Raw genomic sequence first — 19913 nt, forward strand, 5'->3', positions numbered from 1 at the left:
TTTTATTTTATGTTATCTAATTATAGTATATTTTTAACTTTTAATCTACTGACAAAGAATACATATAATCTAACACCTTCTACATTAAATTTAGTTAATAAATTTTTATTTATTTTTTGTATTTTTATATCTTTCTACTAATTCAGTTAATGTATATATTGAAACTAAGTCATATTTTGATATATCCATATAATTAAATTTCAAATCAAATCTTTTCTCTAATTTTTCTAATAGATTAAAACAATTATCATAAACTAATCCTATCTCTTTATTAAAAAGACTACATTGAAATAATTTTTCATTCTCAGCTTCAGTATTTAAACACTCTCTAATAACATCCGCAACTTCCATAAGCAGAGCATTTTCCTTATCATATAAATCCACTTTAAAATCTGGAATCCTACTATACTTATCTAAATCACGACTACTCCAACAATTTTTGGTTGCTAGAGACTCAAGTTTTTTATTTAACGCAGATACTGTTATGTTTGGTTCTTCTGACAATATTTTAGCTATTTTCCCAGTAAATTTTGCAGCTACATAACTATTACATTTTGGTGGCAATCTGAAAGAATTATTTATATCACAACTTATATATGAATTACTATCCATAACACATTGAACATCATATTTTTTATTGTACCAAAAAGAATTCTCTATATCTAAAGTAGAAGCCCTTACACCTATAACATTGTTAAACATAGCTGGATAACTCAAGTCAAAGTTATTGGCTAAGGAACATACTATTATCTTTCCTTTTCTAAACAATTCATAGCAAACTTCAAATAAACCTTTAACACTTTCTACACCTATAACTGATAAACTTAAGTTAATCAGTCTTATATTAGTATCCAAAAGGTATTTTAATGCCTCTTCAAGAACCTTTATATTTGCAATACTATCTTTACCTAAAACTTTTATCACAAATAGTTCTACATCTTCATACTCCTTTTTTATTATTGATGCACAAGCAGTTCCATGACCATCCTCATCATCAAATTTGTCTGATATAAAGATATAGTCATGCATACATTCAAAAGCAATTCCTCCAACTAAGTTATCTTTTAAGTAATCATGTTCTTTATCTATTCCTGTATCTAATACTGCAACCTTAACTTTATTATTCATATCACATATATTCTCCATTACTAAAAGTTTTTAATATATCTACATTAATAGTTCATCTTAAACTTTAATTTATGTGGCACAATTTATCTTTTAAATGCTATATTTGTTGCTAAAAACGTAAAATAAGTACACTATATACTTAATTCATCTTAATTATATCAATTATTGTCATTAAATTGTTAAATATTACGATAAAATTTTTAGATTTATATCACATTTTAGAATTATTTGTAAAAAGGGGACTGTCTTTTTTATTAGACAATCCCCTTGTATATTTTATTATTTATTATTCACAATTAATTATGTTTCATATTTTGTAATTTAAATGTTATATATCTTAATTCTATTTATCTAGGGGAATAATTATCTTTATATGTTGTACAACCCATTTAAGCACTATTCTAAAAATTAATATCCGTAAGTAATATTAAAAAACTATATTTTGTTAGTATCTAAAAAATCCAATCAAATAAAATTTCTCTTGCATGTTAAATAATACCATATATCTATACATTATATCATATTTCAATAAATAAATTGCATAAAAGGAAATCTTTTAATAGAATTAAACTATTTATAAAATCATTACCATAAGTTCTACAGACTATAAGTGAATTTTTTGATACTTACAGGCTACCATCTTAATCATTGATATAACTAGCTAAAATAGCTATAATAAAATGAAACAATTATTTATAGAATTTTATAAATATTCATTATTTTTAAGGGGTGATTGTATTTGAAAAAAGACATATCAAAAAGAGAAATCTTAAAGGAAAGCTTTCTAGCATCAATCCCAATATTTCTAGGATATATTCCCTTAGGACTTATTTGTGGTATTATGCTTCAAAAATCAGGTCTACCAGCCTTCTATATATTGTTTATGTCATTTATAGTATTTGCTGGTAGCTCACAATTTGTAGCTGCTTCTATGCTCGCTTCAAACGGAAGTATTACTTCAATAATTTTAACTACATTTATATTGAATCTTCGCAACTTCCTAATGAGTTCTAACTTACATATGCACATAAAAAATAAGAACATGAAATTTTTAATGTATTTTTGTCATGGTGTTACAGATGAAACATTTGCTATAAACTTAGAAAAATATACTTATGGAAATTGGACTGATACACATGCTTTATACTTAAATAACCTTTGTATAATAGTATGGGCTGTAAGTTGATTTTTGGGTGCATTTCTTGGAGAGATTGTTCATATAAGCGATTCTGTTGCTGGCTTTCTGCTGACAGCTATGTTCATTACTCTAATAGTTAATCAAATTAAAAATAAAATATATGTACTTGTTTCTATACTTTCTATATTATTATCAGTAGTTTTATATACTTTCTTTAAGAATAGTTTAGTTATTATAATAGCATCTATTTTATCTGCTTTATTTGGTTTTTATATTCAAAAATTAACACATAGAAAGGAAGGCAACTATGAATAATAACTACATAATTATAGTTATCTTAGGCATGGCAATTGTTACTTATATTCCAAGAATTTTACCTATGATAATATTCTCAAAAAATGATATGCCTGAATCTATTAAAGATATCATGAAATTTATACCTATTGCTATACTTAGTTCACTAATAGCAAAAGATATTTTCTTTAATGGAGATAATCTATACCTTTCATTTACTAATCCTAAGATTATTTCAGGCATAATAGTACTATTAGTAGCTTATAAATTTAAATCTATTGCAGTATCAATAGCTGTAGGTGCAATATCCATATTTTTATTTGGAATTATATTATAATACTATATACAACATATGATATAGTACAAAATATAAAATATACTATATTGAGGTTAATATTTAAAAATTAAATTAATACAGATTATAATTGGGATACCTTACATATAAAACAATATTGATAACTACTAAATTACCACTTTACATAATAGAAACTGTCTTAATATAGAAAATTTCTTCTACATTAAGACAGCTTTGAATCAATAGCTTTGTGATGACATTAAATATTTTTTACTATATTTCTTTACCTTTTTCAAAATTAATACATTATATCACATAACAAGCTTGTTAAAGTTGCTTTTAAATCTTTAAGTCTGTACTTACTAATAGGTATAAATTTTTCATTAATAGTAATCATATTGTCACCAATATCTTCTATTCTTCTCAAGTTAACAATGAAACTTGTATGACATCTAAAAAAGCCATTTTCACACAATAACTTTTCCGCTTGTTTCATACTCATATTAGCTTTATAATCTCTACCTGATGTATGTACAACTAAATCTCTCTTTACAGTTTCAACATACAAAATAGAATCTATCAGTATTCTGTTAAATCCTTTTTTATTGTACAAAACTATATAACGCTCCTTCTTTCTTTGAAGGTTGTCAATACAAAGATTTACACCCATTGCGAAATTACTATACTCTATAGGTTTTACTAAATACCTATAAGCACGAACTTCATAACCTTGTGGGGCATACTCTGAAAAAGCTGTCGTAAATATAATCTCTACCTTTTCATCAAATTTTCTTATTTTTTTAGCCACCTCGATTCCATTAATATCTTTCATTTGGATATCCAAAAATATAATGTCAATTTTTTCTGGGTATTTGGAGAGTAAATCTTCTCCACAGGAAAATTCCAATATTTGATAATTTAGACACCTTTCAGACAACAGTTTTTCTGCAAACTCTTTTAGTATGCTTCTTTGTATTTTCTCGTCATCACATATAACTACCCTAAACATAATATCACCTCCAAATCTAAAATATCATTTAGTTTACTTTATTTCAATTTACAAACTGTATCTAACTAGCTTTATATTTAAATTTTGATATAAATTTAAATTGTCGATTAAATTACTCATAACAATTATTTTTGATATATAAACTTATTTTTTGACATATTTATCTTTTTTTTTAACTATACAACATAAAAAATATAGGAAAACAAACGCAACATGTATTTATTATCCTATATTAAATATTATAATATATCAATTTTTTATTGATTATAAAGTTCAAAAATATAAAATTAATACAGTCATAATAAGATAAAAATATCACATATCTCTAAAAAATTATAACATCATATTTATCTACATAGAAAGAAAAACATACAAAGAATACATATTTAGTACTCTTTGTATGTTTTTATCCCACACATTTATTTTACTTTAGTTTTTAAATTTGCTAATCTTTCCTCAACAGATTTAATCATTTCTTCAAATTTTTCTTTTTTAGCTTTTTCTTCTTCTATTAAGCTTTCAGGAGCTTTTGCTAAGAATCCTTGATTTGCAAGTTTTCCATTAACTCTCTTTATCTCTCCCTCTAACTTTTTCATTTCTTTAGATAGCCTTTCAATTTCTTTTTCAAAGTCAACTAATTCATTAAGAGGTATGAATATTTCAACACCATCAATAACTACACCAACTGCATCTTCTGGTACATTTGATTTGTCTTTTGCTATCTCAACAGTTGAAGCAGATGCTAAAGTTATAAAATAATCCTTACCAAGTTCAATAGTTTCTATCTTATCTTCACTTGGTACTATTATTAATTTAGCCTTCTTAGAAGGTGGTACATTCATTTCTGCTCTCACATTTCTTATACTTCTTATACCTTCCATTAATAAACTCATCATTTCTTCTTCATCAACCATATTATCTTCTTCATTATATTTTGGCCATTCAGATACTATTATACAACCTTCAACAGTAGGAAGATGAGTGTATATTTCCTCTGTTATAAATGGCATATATGGATGTAGTAATTTTAATATTTTTTCAAGTACATAAGTTAATGTATATAAAGCAGCAGACTTAGCATCTGTATCGTCTCCATATAATCTAGGTTTTACCATTTCAATATACCAGTCACAGTATTCTGACCAAGTAAAATCATATATCTTTTGTAATGCTATCCCTAAATCAAATTTATCCATATTATTAGTAGCTTCTTTTACAATATTATTGGCTCTTGATATTATCCATTTGTCAGCTAGAGTTAAATTATCTTTTACATTTTCTCTATTTATATTCTTAATTATCTCCTCATCAATATTCATAAATACAAATCTTGATGCATTCCACAATTTATTAGCAAAGTTTCTAGCAAATTCTACTCTTTCCATATAGAATCTCATATCATTTCCTGGGGAATTTCCAGTTGTTAATGTAAATCTTAGTGCATCAGCTCCATATTGCTCGATTATTTCTAATGGGTCGATACCATTTCCTAAAGATTTACTCATTTTTCTACCTTGAGAGTCTCTTACTAAGCCATGAACTAGTACATGGTCAAATGGCTTTTCATTCATACAGAACATACCTGCAAATGCCATTCTAACTACCCAGAAGAATATTATATCGTATCCTGTAACAAGTACACTTGTTGGATAATAATAATCTAATGCATCTGTCTTATTTGGCCATCCTAGGGTAGAGAAAGGCCATAATGCAGAACTAAACCAAGTATCTAGTGCGTCTTCATCTTGTTTAAAATGAGTGCTTTCACATTTAGGACATTTATCTGGCATCTTTTTAGCAACTACTATTTCTCCACACTCTTGACAATAGTAAGCTGGTATTTGATGACCCCACCATAATTGTCTTGATATACACCAATCTCTTATATTTTCTAACCATTGTAAATAAGTTTTATCAAATTTATCTGGAACAAATTCTAATTCTCCTTTTTTAAGAATATCTATAGCTGGTTTTGCAAGTTCTTCCATCTTAACAAACCATTGCTCTGATAATCTAGGCTCAATTACTGTATGGCATCTATAACAAGTTCCTACATTGTGATTATGCTCTTTTATCTTGATTAGATACCCTTGTTCTTTTAAGTCTGCTATGATGGCTTTTCTACACTCAAATCTATCCATACCTTCATATTTTCCACAAACTTCGTTCATAGTTCCATCTTCATTCATTGTATTTAATTGCTCAAGATTATGTCTTAAACCTACTTCAAAATCGTTAGGGTCATGAGCTGGAGTCATCTTAACAGCACCAGTTCCAAACTCTAAATCTACATAACTATCTGCAACTATTGGAAGTTCTCTTCCTACTAATGGAAGTATTGCTGTTTTTCCTATTAAGTGTTTGTATCTATCATCTTCTGGATTTACAGCTATACCAGTATCCCCTATCATTGTTTCAGGTCTAGTAGTAGCTATTTCCAAGAAGTCTTCACTATCTTTTAATGGATATTTTATATGATAAAAGTTTCCATCCTGCTCTTCATGCTCAACTTCTGCATCTGATAAAGTAGTTTTACAGTCTGGACACCAGTTTATTATTCTATTCCCTCTATATATATGTCCTTTTTCATATAGGTTTACAAAGAACTCTATAACTGCTTCATTACAACCTTCATCCATAGTAAATCTTTCTTTATCCCAATCACAAGAATCTCCTAATTGTTTAAGCTGATTAACTATTTTTCCTCCAAATTCGTCTCTCCATGCCCAAGCTCTCTTCAAAAATTCTTCTCTTCCTATTTCGTATTTAGTCTTACCTTCTTCTTTTTTTATTCTTTCAACAACTTTAACTTCAGTTGCTATAGAAGCATGGTCAGTTCCTGGAAGCCAAAAAGCTTCATATCCATCCATACGTTTCCATCTAATAAGTATATCTTGAAGAGTATGGTCAAGAGCATGTCCCATGTGCAATTGACCTGTTATATTTGGAGGCGGCATCATTATTGTAAATGGTTTTTTATCTGGGTTTGGTTTAGATTTAAAATACCCTTCATCCATCCATTTTTTATATAGCCTAGCCTCAAAATCTTTAGGATTATAAGTTTTTGATAAGTTCGTATTTTCCATTGTATTGCCTCCTATATTTTTATAAATAAATTTTTTAAATATTTTTGGGAATAAAAAAGAGCCTTTCATCCTCTTTTAAAAGGACGAAAAGCTCGCGTTACCACCTTAATTCCAAAGATTAAAAATTCATCAACACATAATTAAATTAATAGTTAATGACAATCTTAATAACTTTGACTCTCAAAGAATTTAACGATTCTAACCGTCTAAACTTACTAATAGTTCAGTTTAGAAACTCCAAAGCTACATTCAGCAAACCTTATACTTAGAAAATCTTACAGCCAGTGAATTTTCCTCTCTTTTAGTAGTATTTACTTACTCCTCTTCTTCTTAGTCTTTAATATTATATATTATTATATACAAATATTATTCTCTTTGTCAATTATTTTTATTTTATTTTTTCTGAATTTTCCCAATTATCATTTTTTATATTCTATGCTAATTATTATAATCTATACTATTTTTTAAATTATTTTGTCTTACATAGTCAATAATTATTCTATTACTTTATTGACATTTTTACTACTATTTTATCAATTTTATGTTAGTTTCACTTTATATGCTATTTTCCTATATGACATTTTAACTATAATATTTTAAATGTAATTAAGTTATGTATTATATTTTATAAATGCTTTATTTTATATTTTTTAAAGTTCACTATAGGTTTTCTTGCCAGAAGTTTTTAGGCATAACATTCTCTGTAATTGGCAATATAGTATATCCTCTCTCTTTTAAAATTCTTATCATATTATTTAAAGCATTTACACTTTGTTCTTTTTCATGAATTAATACTACTAATTCATCTCTTTTTCTTCCATAATATAAAATATTACTAACTATTTGACTTGTGGACGATTTCCAGTCTTGTGTATCTAAATTCCAATCCCAAATTAGGTAATTATTTGCCATAAGCTTATCGTATGAACCTTCTGGCATATATGGCTTACTTCCATATGGTAGTCTTATTAACTTTGAGCTTTGACCAGTTATATCCTGTAGCGTTTTATTACATGTGTCAAATTCTCCAACTGTTACTTCTGGACTCTTATACAACTTATGTATATCATGACTTACACTATGAAATCCTATCGAATTTTGTTCTTCTAAGACTCTCTTCACCTCTTCTTTGTGGTTTTTCATATTTTGATTAAGCATGAAAAATGTCGCTTTGACATCATTTTCTTTTAAAATATCGAGCAATGCATTTGTATATTTTGATGGTCCATCATCTATTGTTATGTATGCAACTTTTTCAGATGTAGCTCCTGGTCCTTTCCTCTCTTCTTGAGATGTTTTATATATAATTTCTCCTAAAGTGTTATTTTGAGAAAGTAATTCTAATGTAGTTTTATCTTTTGTATTGAGATTTTCAACTGGAACATTGTTAATTTTTTCTTCTAATAATGTCCCAGTTAAAATTAAAACAGCTACAAGAAATACACGTATAATTACATGAAAAACAGTTTTATTATCTTTAATTTTCATCCCCCATATCTCCCTTTTTATAAAAACATAAACTCAAACTAAAAAAATTATTTTTTATATTTATTGTCCTTCTTATTACTTTTTATGTCTCTGCTAAATATTTTCTTTACTTGTTCTTCTTCTTTTTCTCCCAATGATTCTACTCTCTTTATTCCCATAGAAGTTAAAAATTGTAGAACATTTAAATTATCAAATGGTGTTTCCATATTTGTACTTTCACTGTATTCATCAACATTCTTAGTACCTTCTTCTACACTTAAAATACGCTTAGGACCTCCCACACAACCTCCTACGCAGCCCATTCCTTCTATGAAAGTAGCCTCTATCTCTTTATTTAAAACTTTCTTCAGACCATCCATACATTCTTTTGTTCCTTCAAATGCTTTTTCTTTAAACTTTATGTTTTTATCAATTCTTCTAACTGATAATTTGACTGCTTTACTTACACCCCCTGTTCTAGCATAAACTCTACCTGAAAGAGATGCTTCTACTCTATTACTTTCATCCATTACTGCTGGATTTAGTTCTAATGCATCAAATATTTCCTGTAATTCTTTAAACGTAAGTACAAAATCAACTGCATCCTTTATATCTTCCAACATTGCTTCTTTCTTCTTTGCCATACAAGGGCCTATAAATACAACTTTAGCCTCTGGATTTAAAATCTTTACAGCTCTACCACAAGCAATCATAGGTGACACAGATGGTGATACCTTATCTAATATTTGAGGAAAACTATTTTGTATTAAGCTAACCCAAATAGGGCAACAGCAACTAGTTATAAAGCATCCTTCTTCGTCCTTTTTCATATGCTCATAATAGTCATATGCTTCTTTTGCAGTAAGCATATCTGCTGCTAAAGCAACTTCTATCATATCTTCAAATCCTATCTTTTTTAATGCAGTTCTTAACTTACCAGGACTTACATCTTTTCCAAATTGACCTACAAAAGCTGGTGCGACTATTGCATATACGGGACTCTTTATATCTTTTAATAGCTTTATCATTGGTATGAATTCAATCTTATCTGATATCGCACCTAATTTACATCTTGACACACAATCACCACAGGCACTACATGTATCTTCCTCATTACAATTAATATGCTTATTTCTTATATTGCATGACTCATCTTCTTTATTATTTTCATCACAATATTTACAAGCATCTGATATTATAGATATTATTGGTCTTTTTACTTCATCCAAATTTACAGCTTCGTGCAATGCATCTTTTAGGTTTTTATCTGTATCTCCTGTTACATCCAATCCCATAGTTACCCTGATTAAATTCACCATAGTATCTTTGTCAAATTGATTATCAAAATGACTATCTAAATTTTCGTTTAACTCTTCACTTAAAATTTTTTCAGGCAAGTTTTCAATATCTTCTGTATCCTCATTCCATACTGCCTTTACAAGTTCTCCAAAAAGCTTCATTTTGTATCTTTCTAATATTTTAGAATTATCATTTATAGTATTCATAAAAAATAGTACCTCCGTAAATTAAACTTATATATGTTTAATATTTACAAAGATACTATTTTTTATTTATTATTTATTGACTATTATTGATATGACTTATTTAATTTTTTCAATAATTCTATTTCAAGCATTATTTTCATTAAATGATAGTTAAACACTGGACTTTTTTCTTCATCTACATTCCAATCCAGTTCATCCACACCATATGTTTTCTTAAGGTATTTATATGTATGCTCTTTTAAATAGAGTTTATTTTCTAGTAACTCTATAGATTGCATGTGAAAGTGGATTTCTCTACATATCCTTAAGGCATTTTCTATTTTTTCTATATTGGTTTCACTTAAACTATAGTCTAGCTCGTCGATAAGTTTTGAATATATTTCTTCCAATTTTTCTACTTCTTCTTCAAATTTTTCTACATCTAGATTTTCTTTTCTAAGTATTTTTTCTTCAATAAGCAACATTGAAAGTTCTTCTATTTTTTTAAACTCATCTATAACACTATTTAGGTAGTTTGGTCTAGCAACATAATAATTAACGAGTACACCAAATAAAACTCCTACAGATGTATCTAATACCCTGTGTAAAGAATAGTATACGGGGTCATTGTTTCCTACACCTAGATGTATGGCTAGAAAAGTGACACAGGCAACAACTACTGACTTTATTTTAAACAGATTACATAGATATATTGAACACATTACACCAAGACCACATAAAAATGGGTCTCCTGCTTTGGTGATAGCAAATAAAAATCCTATTATACCACCCAAAATAGTACCTTCTACTCTATTGATTCCTGTCTTTAAAGAACCTTTCACTGTGTCCTGAACAGAAATTATACATGCTACTAGAGAATAAAACATATTCTCAACTAAATAATTACCAAGAAGCATACATAAAGTTACACTAATTCCTGTCTTTATAGTCCTCATACCCATCTTTTGAAGTTTCAAATTTCCACCTCCTAAAAGCACCTTATATAAAATACGCATCCTCATATTTAATATGTTCCTAGTATATCACAATTTTTTAAATTTACCCATTAATCGCATTTTTTTAACAATTGCTTTTTAATTTAGACAATAAAAAAACTGCTATAAAGCAGTTTTTTATCCTATCTCTACCATTTTACCTTCAATTGCAAAGATTATTTTTTCACATACATTTGTTATATGGTCTCCAATTCGTTCAAGGTATCTTCCTATAAGTAAAAGTTTTACACCTTGATCTATTGTATTTGAATTTTCATGCATTATTTTTAAACAATCAATTTGTACTTGCTCATATAAATCATCTACAATGTCATCTTTACTCCCAACATTATAAGCTATACTTGCATCAAATGATATTAAAGCCTCTCTAGTTTGAGACATCATATTCTTACATTCCTTTGCCATTTTAGGTATATCTATCAACTCTTTTATATAAGCTTCTCCACCTATTTTCAACATTTCTCTAGCTATATTCGCTGCATAATCTCCAATTCGTTCTAATTCTATTGATATGTTTCCCAAAGAATAAATAAATCTTAAGTCTCTCGCCATTGGTTGTTTTAGCACTATTAATTCTATACTTTTATCTCTTATTTCTTCTCTCAATTTATTTATTTCTTCATCATCATCCACTACTTTTCTTGCACCCTCTAAATCTTTTTCTATCATACAAGTTACAGACTTTTCTATTGCCTCTTCACATTTTTCCATCATAAGTACTGTCTGCTCTTTTAAAGTATCAATACTTATATCTAAACTATTATTGACCATTGTCTAACTCCTTTATAGTTATATATTTTAACCGAATCTACCTGTTATATAGTCTTCTGTTCTTTTATCCACAGGAGTAGTAAACATAGTTTTTGTATCACTAAATTCTATAACCTCTCCATTTAGGAAAAAAGCTGTTTCATCTGATATACGAGCAGCTTGTTGCATATTATGTGTAACTATGACTATTGTATAGTCTTTTTTCAAATCTTCTATAAGTTCTTCTACTTTTAATGTTGAAATTGGGTCTAAAGCAGATGTAGGTTCATCCATAAGTATAACTTCTGGTCTCATAGCAATTGCTCTCGCTATACATATACGTTGTTGTTGTCCTCCAGATAATCCTAATGCAGATGATTTAAGCCTATCTTTAACTTCCTCCCAAATAGCTGCTCCCTTCAAACTTTCTTCTACTATCTTGTCTAGTTGCTTTTTATCTCTTAACCCATGCGTACGAGGTCCATATGCAACATTATCATATATACTCATAGGAAATGGATTGGGTTTTTGAAATACCATTCCTACTTTTGTACGAAGGTTTATAACATCATCTGAAGTATAGATATCTTCTCCATCAACGGAAATAGTCCCTGTAATTGTTACATTTTCTATTAGGTCATTCATTCTATTTAATGTTCTTATAAAAGTAGATTTTCCACATCCAGATGGACCTATTAAGGCAGTAACTTTATTTTCTTTTATATCCATATTTATTTTATTTAGAGCTTGTTTGTCACCATAAAATAAATCCAAATCTTTTACACTCATTTTTATTTTATTGATTAATTCCATCATTCACACCTCTTAAATTTAATAATTAGCCTTATTTAACTTCTTAGCAACAAATCTTGCTAACATATTTAATACTAATACAATTACTATTAAAACAATACCTATACTAGCTGCTGTTGCTATGTCTCCACTCTCTTTAGTTAATAAGTATGAGTGTACAGTTAGTGTTCTTGCACTATCAAATATTCCTCCTGGCATCTTAGCTACAGTACCTGCTGTAAGTAGTATAGCAGCTGATTCTCCAATTATACGACCAACTGACAATATTACTCCTGACAAAATTCCTGGTACTGCACTTGGAAGTACTACTTTATATAAAGTTTGAAATTTAGTAGCTCCTAATGCTAGAGATGATTCCCTATATGATTGAGGAACTGTCTTTAAAGCTTCTTCTGTTGTACGAATTATTACTGGTAATATTATTATTGCAACTGTAAGTGACCCTGCAACTATTGAATATCCCATTTTTAAGGTAACTACAAAGAAAATTCCTCCAAATAATCCATAAACTATAGATGGTATTCCTGACAAACTTTCAGTGGCAAACCTTATAGCTGTAACTGCTTTTCCTTTTTTAGCATATTCTTGTAAATATATAGCTGCTAAGATTCCTATTGGTGTTGCTACAATTATAGAAACCAATACAGTATATAATGTTGTAATTATCATTGGGAATATACCACCATCACCTGATGCTGAATAATTACTAAATAAGAAGTTAAAATTCATATTTCCGATTCCCTTTATAAATATAAATCCTACTATAACTACTAGTGATACTATTGTAAATAATGCTGATAGATATACTAATAATTTCAATATATTCTCTCTGAACTTTCTCATCTTAATTTACCGCCTTATTTGAAAGTTTATTTAAAACTAAGTTTAAAATTAATATAAATGTAAACAATACTACTCCAGTTGCAAATAACATTTCTTGATGTGTCCCAAATGCATATCCCATTTCAAGTGCTATATTAGTTGTAAGTGGTCTTACACTATCTGTTATAGAAGTTGGCATAACTGGTGAATTTCCTGCAACAAGTATTACTGCCATTGTCTCTCCTAAAGCTCTTCCTACGCCTAGTACTACTGCTGCTAATACTCCAGACTTTGCAGCTGGTAATACAACTTTAAATATTGTTTCTATTTTTGATGCACCAAGTGCTAATGAACCCTCTTTATATGCTTTTGGTACTGCTCTTATAGCTGTTTCTGATACAGATATTATTGTTGGAAGCATCATTACTGCTAATACTATTATTATTGCTAATAAACTCTGTCCTTTTGGAAGATTAAATATACTTTGTATCATTGGAACTATTACTGCAAGGCCAAACACCCCATATAGTACTGAAGGTATACCTGCCAGAAGTTCAACTGCTGGTGACATTATTTTTGCTAATCTTTTAGGTGCTACTTCTGCTATAAATATAGATGTTAATATTCCAATTGGTACTCCTATTACAAGTGCACCAATTGTAGCAACTATTGATGCTGCTATCATAGATGATATTCCAAACTTATTAGCTGAAGGAACCCAATCCGCACCTGTTAAAAAATCTATAAATGAGTATCCCTCAAATATAAAAGGTCTTAACCCTTTATAAAATACAAATCCTATTATCAAAAGTAAACTTGCGACTGCTACTAAAGCACTTAATAGAAATATATTTTTTGCTACTTTTTCAACTATATATTTAGTCTTATTTCCATTATTGTCATTTTTTTCTAAACCTACTAACCTAGATTTTACTATCATAATATCCTCCCATTTAAAATATACCTATTTATTTTCGTTCTGTATTTAAAATTTAAATTTTTATAAGTTCGTCATTATTAAATTTTCTATATTTTTATTCTACTTTTTTTAAGTTAAATCTATATTAGGTTTAAGTTAAACAAGTGTAAAATTATATTCACTTTTTTAACATTAATTTTACTTTTTGGACTATATTTGACATTTACTTTACAATTTAACTATATTTGGCAACAATAAAATAGCAGATATAAGTAATAATACGTACTACACGTAATTTATTATTTATATCTGCTATTAAAATTTGTTAACTAGATTTAACCTTTTATAATCTATATATTTATTATTCCTTATTAAAGTAATACCCTGCTCCTCTTATTGTTATGATTTTTTGAGGATTTTTGTAATCTTTCTCTATTTTCTTTCTCAGTCCGTTCACTGCAACTACTACACTATAATTATCCTCTAGATAATCATTTAACCATACATGTTCATATATCTCTTTGGTAGTTAAGGTCTTTTCTGGATTCTCTATAAAATAGTTCAACAACTTATTTTCTGTTGGAGTTAATTTTATTATTTTATCTTCTAATTTTATTACTCCACTTGTTCTATTGTATTCTTCTAATCTTGTATTGCTTTCATTGTTATTTATATATGAATTTACTCTTCTTAAAATTGCTTTTACCTTTGCATATAGTATTTCCAAATTTAAAGGTTTGATTAAATAATCATCACCACCAGAATTTAAAGCATTTAAAATACTTTGGTCTTCATTTATATAAGTCATATAAACAATCGGACACGTAGTTACATTTCTAATCTTTTTACATAAAGTCCATCCATCACCATCAGTTAAGATTATTTCTAAAAATATCAAATCGTATTTATTGCTAAATATTTTTCCAATAGCTTCTTCACAATTATACGCCAAATCTACATTTATTCCTTTTTGCTCCAAGAAATTTTTTAATTCCTGGCAATTATTCTTGTCTCCATCTATTATTAATATCTTAGTTTGCATTATAATCACTCCTAAATATCATTATTCTTTTATATTAAATAACTATTTATTATAAAAAACATAAACTTAATTTTATTGTAAAAACAGTTCCTTTTCCCAACTCTGAATCTACAAAAATCTCTCCATCATGCTCTCTTATAATGGATTTAACAATATATAATCCTAACCCTTGACCTTTTGAAGTACTATTGTCCCTTTCTGTAAAGAATCGGTCAAATATCTTTGGTATATTTTCTGCTGGTATACCTTTACCATTATCAGAAATTTTAATAATTGCAAATCCATCTTCTTTATTCACTGACAAAATTATTTTCCCATCAAATGAAGTAAAGCTCAAAGCATTATAAATTAAATTTTCAAATGCTCTAGCCAATCTTTCTTTATTTACTTTTGCATATATTTTTTTATCTAATATATAAACTTCAAAATTTACACCACATGCTTGTGTATCTGGTAAATTATTTTCATATACCTCTTTAATAAAATCATTCAGACATATTTTTTCACTAAGACCAATTTTTTTATCTTGTAATGTAAATTCTTGTAAACTACGTACTCTATTTTGAACTTCATTTGATTTTTGGTTTATTGCATAAAGATAGGTTCTTGTCTCCTCATCTACATGAATATTCCCCACCTTTATTAAATCTATAAATGCCTGTATAGCTGAAACAGGTGCCTTTAAATCATGTGCTACATCTGCCAAGAATTTTTTACGTTCATTTAATAGTGTTGTAAGTTCATTAGTTCTTACTTCAACTTCATGCTCAAGATTTTGTGTGAGTTTTTCATTTTCTTTTATTATTATTCTATTTCTATTTATCATCATAATAGAAAACAAAATAACTATTAAAAAACCACAGTATTCTGTTTGCCATCCTGTAAATATAGGTTCAAACCTATTACTAGTCACTACATCAAATAATATACTGACACCAAACACTATGTTTGCTGAAACTAAAATATAGGAGCTTAATTGCTCAAAGTATGTTTTTTTATAAATTGAAACTATTGAAGACATCAATATATAAATAAATACAACATATTTATATATGTCTATTAATTTTCCATAGATATTAACAAAGTATATATCATATGGAAGAAGAATAACTGGTATCACAATGGATATGATACACATAGTAATTCCTAATGGTAAAATTAAAAATCTATATACTTTATTTCTTTCAATTTTGGATATATTTCCATTTATACAAATAATACATAAAACTGCTATAAAGTATGATGAATCTTCAACTGCATATGTAAAGTTCACTAAAGGAAGCCCCATTAAATGTATAAAAGGATATGACACGTGTATAGCAAAAAAAATACACATACATCCAAAGTATAAATATAGCTTGCTTTGTTTTGAAAGTACCCAAACAGCTAGAGAAAATATAGCTATTGCAATAGTTGTAAAACAAATAACACTATAAAAAACTAATCTATAAAATATCATATTACTTACATCTTTTGTTTTTCCTAATGCAGGTGGATAATACAAACCGCTATAATAATGTGAGAAATTGGACACATTGATTATAATTTCTGTATCTTTCTTTGCAACAAAACTTACTACTGTGTTTTTAATTTTGGGTCTATATCTTTCTGTACCTATATCTCCTAACTTAGAGACTATTTCACCATTTATCCAAACTTCACTTGAACAAAAGATTTCTGGAAGTTCTAGGCTTAGTACTTTGTCTTTACCTTCATTTTTTATCCTCATGCGATAAGTTGCATTTCCATATGGCGATTGTTTTTCTTTTCTCATGGAAAAATCTGGATATTGTCCTATAAAAATATATTCTGGTTTTATATCTTTCTCTCTAAAATCTTTTGGCTTAAATATCTTATGGTTATAAAATTCCCAATCATCTATTATAAAAACAAGTTTATTTTTAGAAAAAGTATCCTCATCTATAGTTAAAATTCCATCACTTGCTCTAATAGACTTATATGTATATTTATTATCATATTTATAAAGAAAATTTAATCCTATTATTGCCAACAGAGAGACTATCAATACAATGAGAGTTCCTTTTAGTACATTAGACTTTTTCATTGCATTAACCACATCTCTTTCTTTTGTAGTAATATTAAATGATAAAATAAGAACTATTTATTGCTTACATTATCTTGCTTATGGTACAAACTTATATCCTTTACCCCACACGGTTTGAATATATTGATGCTCTCTGCTTAAAGAATTAATTTTTTTCCTCATCTGTGCAATATGAACTTGTACAGTATGTTGATCTCCAACATCAGGCATTTTCCAAACTTGATTATATATCTCTATTTTTGAAAATACTTGTTCTTTATTTTCAGCTAAAAATAATAGTATTTCAAACTCCATGGTGGTTAAGTCAATACCCTTTTCATCAAAGGTTACTTTTCTTGAATTTACATTTATTACTAGGGATGAAAACTTTAACACATTAGGAACTGATGTAATGTTTTTATATTGCCTCATCCGAGCATAGATTCTAAGTTCAAGTTCTTTTAAGCTATATGGCTTTGTTATATAATCATCTCCTCCAGATAAAAAACCTTGAACTCTTTCCTCTTCATGTTCGTAATTAGATAAAAATATTATAGGTATGTTAACCTTTTCTTTTATAGCATTACATATTTTATATCCATCTGAATCTGGTAGTGCAATATCTAGTATTATACAGTCTAAAACTATACTTTCTACTATCTTCATTGCACGTTTAGCAGTCTCTGCTGTGTATACGTTAAAACCTATGTTAGAAAAATAAATTTGATTTATGTTTAAAATATCAACATCATCATCTACAACTAATAAGTTATACATTACACCACTCCATTCAAAAATATTTTAATCATAATCTAAAGTTATAAGTATTACAAATTATAATGTTTTACCTCTTATCTAACTAATATTATTATTTTATAATATCTTTACAAACTAGACTATAAAACTTAAGTATTTTTGAATAATTCTTGAACATTGTCTTAAATATTAAGCATTCATTATTAAATACTAATCAAAGTCTCCGATTGTTGGAAAATGGAACTTAAAATCATTATATCTCATATATATACGATATTTATAGAAACTTGTCCATTAGCCAGTTTGAGTATTGATTTATACGATTTATATGGTTATAATATAAAATAAATTGTATTATTTTGGTAAGTACATTGTTATAAAAAAATTATATTATGTATTTTAATTGATTATAAAATTATTATATCTTCGTTATAATTGCATTATATTTTTTAAAAAATTTCCCTTTTCCAACAAAGGGCTACTTTGGCTAAATATAGCCATTTATATATATAAGTAAAGTTATTAAAGCTTATAATTTTCAAATTTCATATCAACTATGTTAAATTTAAAACAAAAAAAAGGCTATGTAATATAAAATTATATTCATAGCCGGTTGCACCACTAACTCCATATACCTCTAGATGCCCAATAATAAGATATACTTCTCAGTTTCTAAAATATTTTCATTAAACTTGTTTAAATTGTTCTGATAAATTTCATTTCTATTCTAACATTGTAATATTATCTTGTCAATATTTACATATTTTTTAAATATAATGTACTAACTATATATATTTTTTATTTAAAAATGTTTATATTTCTATCATCAATAATAGACAATACCCTGCAAGTTATAGTAGCATTTTTATAAGCTGACTTTGCAGGGTATCATATATTTTTTTATGTTAAGTTTTTATCTTAATAATTAGCTTTATCTTATTGATTAACTTTAATGAATCCTTTTTCTGAAACAAGTGCTTGTCCTTCATCACTCAATATATAGTCTATCAAAGCCTTACCTTTTTCTGATAATTTATCTTCTTTATTAACTAATATAAATGGTCTTGATATTGGATATTTATTAGCTATTACATTGGCATCAGTTGCATCAACATCATTTACTTTTAAACTATTTACTTTCTCATCAACATATCCAAATGATATATATCCTATAGCATTTTTATTTCCTTCAACTGTAGTTTTTATATTTCCTGAACCATCACTTATTTGTGCATCTTTAGTCAATTCTTCTGACTTGAATCCTACAATTTCTTGGAATCCATCTCTAGTTCCTGAACCTTCTTCTCTTGATACTATTACTATTGGTTCATCATTTCCATTAACTTCTTTCCAGTTAGTTATCTTTCCTGTGTATATACCTTTTATTTGGTCCATTGTAAGATTTTTTACTGGGTTGTCTTTATTAGTTATTAATGCTATACCGTCTATTGCTATCTTAGTTTCCTTTAATCCAGCACTTTTTTCTTCATCTTTTAAATCTCTTGAACTCATACCTATTTCAGACGTTCCTTCTATTGCATTTTTTATACCTCCAGAAGAACCAATTTGTTGTACTTCTACACTAACACCTTGATTTTTTTCCTGAAACTTCTCTCCAATAGTTTCCATAAGAGGCCCTATTGAAGTTGAACCTGAAACAGAAACTTTATTTGAATCTCCTGAACCTCCAGAGTCAGAACCACATCCTACTGCTAAGACTCCAACCAACATTGTACTAGCTAAAAGAACTCCTATTTTCTTTTTGAACATTTTACTTACCCCCGCTTATATTTTAATTTTTTTGTTTTCATATTTGCTATATTTTAATAATACATATTTTTTGTTAAGTG

At 27.6% G+C, this 19913-nt stretch carries 17 protein-coding genes, 1 riboswitch and 1 other annotated feature; of the genes, 3 read left to right on the top strand and 14 right to left on the bottom strand.

Annotated features, from left to right (window positions below; genetic code table 11):
- Window positions 1-105: 105 nt before the first annotated feature.
- The gene (locus tag IC219_RS14850; RefSeq protein ID WP_227831780.1) at window positions 106-1128 is read right to left on the bottom strand and encodes a S8 family peptidase; all 1023 of its coding nucleotides are present in this window, start codon (window positions 1126-1128) and stop codon (window positions 106-108) included.
- Between the two features lie 739 nt (window positions 1129-1867).
- Here IC219_RS14850 and IC219_RS14855 point away from each other — a divergent pair.
- From IC219_RS14855 to IC219_RS14865, 3 genes are read left to right on the top strand one after another with little or no spacing between them, the layout of a single operon-like run.
- Window positions 1868-2314, top strand: a complete 447-nt coding sequence (locus IC219_RS14855; protein ID WP_227831779.1) for an AzlC family ABC transporter permease — start codon at window positions 1868-1870, stop codon at window positions 2312-2314.
- Window positions 2315-2317: 3 nt separating this feature from the next.
- Window positions 2318-2581, top strand: a complete 264-nt coding sequence (locus IC219_RS14860) for a hypothetical protein (RefSeq protein ID WP_227831778.1) — start codon at window positions 2318-2320, stop codon at window positions 2579-2581.
- Window positions 2574-2897: an AzlD domain-containing protein gene (locus tag IC219_RS14865; RefSeq protein ID WP_227433697.1), complete on the top strand. Its 324-nt coding sequence runs from the start codon at window positions 2574-2576 to the stop codon at window positions 2895-2897. Before IC219_RS14860 ends, IC219_RS14865 begins: the two co-directional genes overlap by 8 nt.
- Before the next feature lie 256 nt (window positions 2898-3153).
- On the opposite strand, the gene rgaR is transcribed toward IC219_RS14865, so the two are convergent.
- The 13 genes from rgaR to IC219_RS14930 all read right to left on the bottom strand — a co-directional run bounded on the left by rgaR (window position 3154) and on the right by IC219_RS14930 (window position 19833).
- Entirely contained in the window at window positions 3154-3864 is a 711-nt protein-coding gene (gene rgaR, locus IC219_RS14870; RefSeq protein ID WP_227433696.1) for a two-component system response regulator RgaR, read from the bottom strand.
- Between the two features lie 419 nt (window positions 3865-4283).
- Window positions 4284-6950 carry a valine--tRNA ligase gene (locus IC219_RS14875; RefSeq protein WP_227831777.1) on the bottom strand — a complete coding sequence of 889 codons (2667 nt, stop codon included), beginning with the start codon at window positions 6948-6950 and terminating at the stop codon, window positions 4284-4286.
- Between the two features lie 76 nt (window positions 6951-7026).
- Window positions 7027-7291 (bottom strand) — a binding site (T-box leader).
- 319 nt (window positions 7292-7610) lie between these two features.
- Complete coding sequence (locus tag IC219_RS14880; RefSeq protein WP_227433694.1) at window positions 7611-8438, bottom strand: polysaccharide deacetylase family protein; 828 nt, start codon at window positions 8436-8438, stop codon at window positions 7611-7613.
- Between the two features lie 47 nt (window positions 8439-8485).
- The gene (locus IC219_RS14885) at window positions 8486-9922 is read right to left on the bottom strand and encodes a [Fe-Fe] hydrogenase large subunit C-terminal domain-containing protein (protein ID WP_227433693.1); all 1437 of its coding nucleotides are present in this window, start codon (window positions 9920-9922) and stop codon (window positions 8486-8488) included.
- An 83-nt stretch (window positions 9923-10005) separates the two neighbouring features.
- Complete coding sequence (locus IC219_RS14890) at window positions 10006-10878, bottom strand: FUSC family protein (RefSeq protein ID WP_227433692.1); 873 nt, start codon at window positions 10876-10878, stop codon at window positions 10006-10008.
- 156 nt (window positions 10879-11034) lie between these two features.
- Window positions 11035-11688, bottom strand: coding sequence for a phosphate signaling complex protein PhoU (phoU, locus tag IC219_RS14895; RefSeq protein WP_227433691.1), 654 nt, complete (start codon window positions 11686-11688; stop codon window positions 11035-11037).
- Window positions 11689-11715: 27 nt separating this feature from the next.
- Window positions 11716-12480, bottom strand: a complete 765-nt coding sequence (gene pstB, locus IC219_RS14900) for a phosphate ABC transporter ATP-binding protein PstB (RefSeq protein ID WP_227433690.1) — start codon at window positions 12478-12480, stop codon at window positions 11716-11718.
- An 18-nt stretch (window positions 12481-12498) separates the two neighbouring features.
- Window positions 12499-13323, bottom strand: a complete 825-nt coding sequence (pstA, locus tag IC219_RS14905) for a phosphate ABC transporter permease PstA (RefSeq protein ID WP_227433689.1) — start codon at window positions 13321-13323, stop codon at window positions 12499-12501.
- Window position 13324: 1 nt separating this feature from the next.
- Complete coding sequence (gene pstC / locus IC219_RS14910; protein WP_227831776.1) at window positions 13325-14242, bottom strand: phosphate ABC transporter permease subunit PstC; 918 nt, start codon at window positions 14240-14242, stop codon at window positions 13325-13327.
- A gap of 340 nt (window positions 14243-14582) precedes the next feature.
- Window positions 14583-15263, bottom strand: a complete 681-nt coding sequence (locus IC219_RS14915) for a response regulator transcription factor (protein ID WP_227433687.1) — start codon at window positions 15261-15263, stop codon at window positions 14583-14585.
- Between the two features lie 49 nt (window positions 15264-15312).
- Window positions 15313-17328, bottom strand: coding sequence for a sensor histidine kinase (locus IC219_RS14920; RefSeq protein ID WP_227831775.1), 2016 nt, complete (start codon window positions 17326-17328; stop codon window positions 15313-15315).
- 78 nt (window positions 17329-17406) lie between these two features.
- The gene (locus IC219_RS14925; RefSeq protein WP_227433685.1) at window positions 17407-18084 is read right to left on the bottom strand and encodes a response regulator transcription factor; all 678 of its coding nucleotides are present in this window, start codon (window positions 18082-18084) and stop codon (window positions 17407-17409) included.
- 577 nt (window positions 18085-18661) lie between these two features.
- Window positions 18662-18745, bottom strand: a riboswitch (cyclic di-GMP riboswitch).
- Window positions 18746-18999: 254 nt separating this feature from the next.
- Complete coding sequence (locus tag IC219_RS14930) at window positions 19000-19833, bottom strand: phosphate ABC transporter substrate-binding protein (protein ID WP_227433684.1); 834 nt, start codon at window positions 19831-19833, stop codon at window positions 19000-19002.
- Between the last annotated feature and the right edge of the window lie 80 nt (window positions 19834-19913).

Origin of the sequence: Clostridioides sp. ES-W-0018-02 (assembly GCF_020658175.1) — a bacterium.
In the GTDB taxonomy this organism is placed as follows: domain Bacteria; phylum Bacillota; class Clostridia; order Peptostreptococcales; family Peptostreptococcaceae; genus Clostridioides.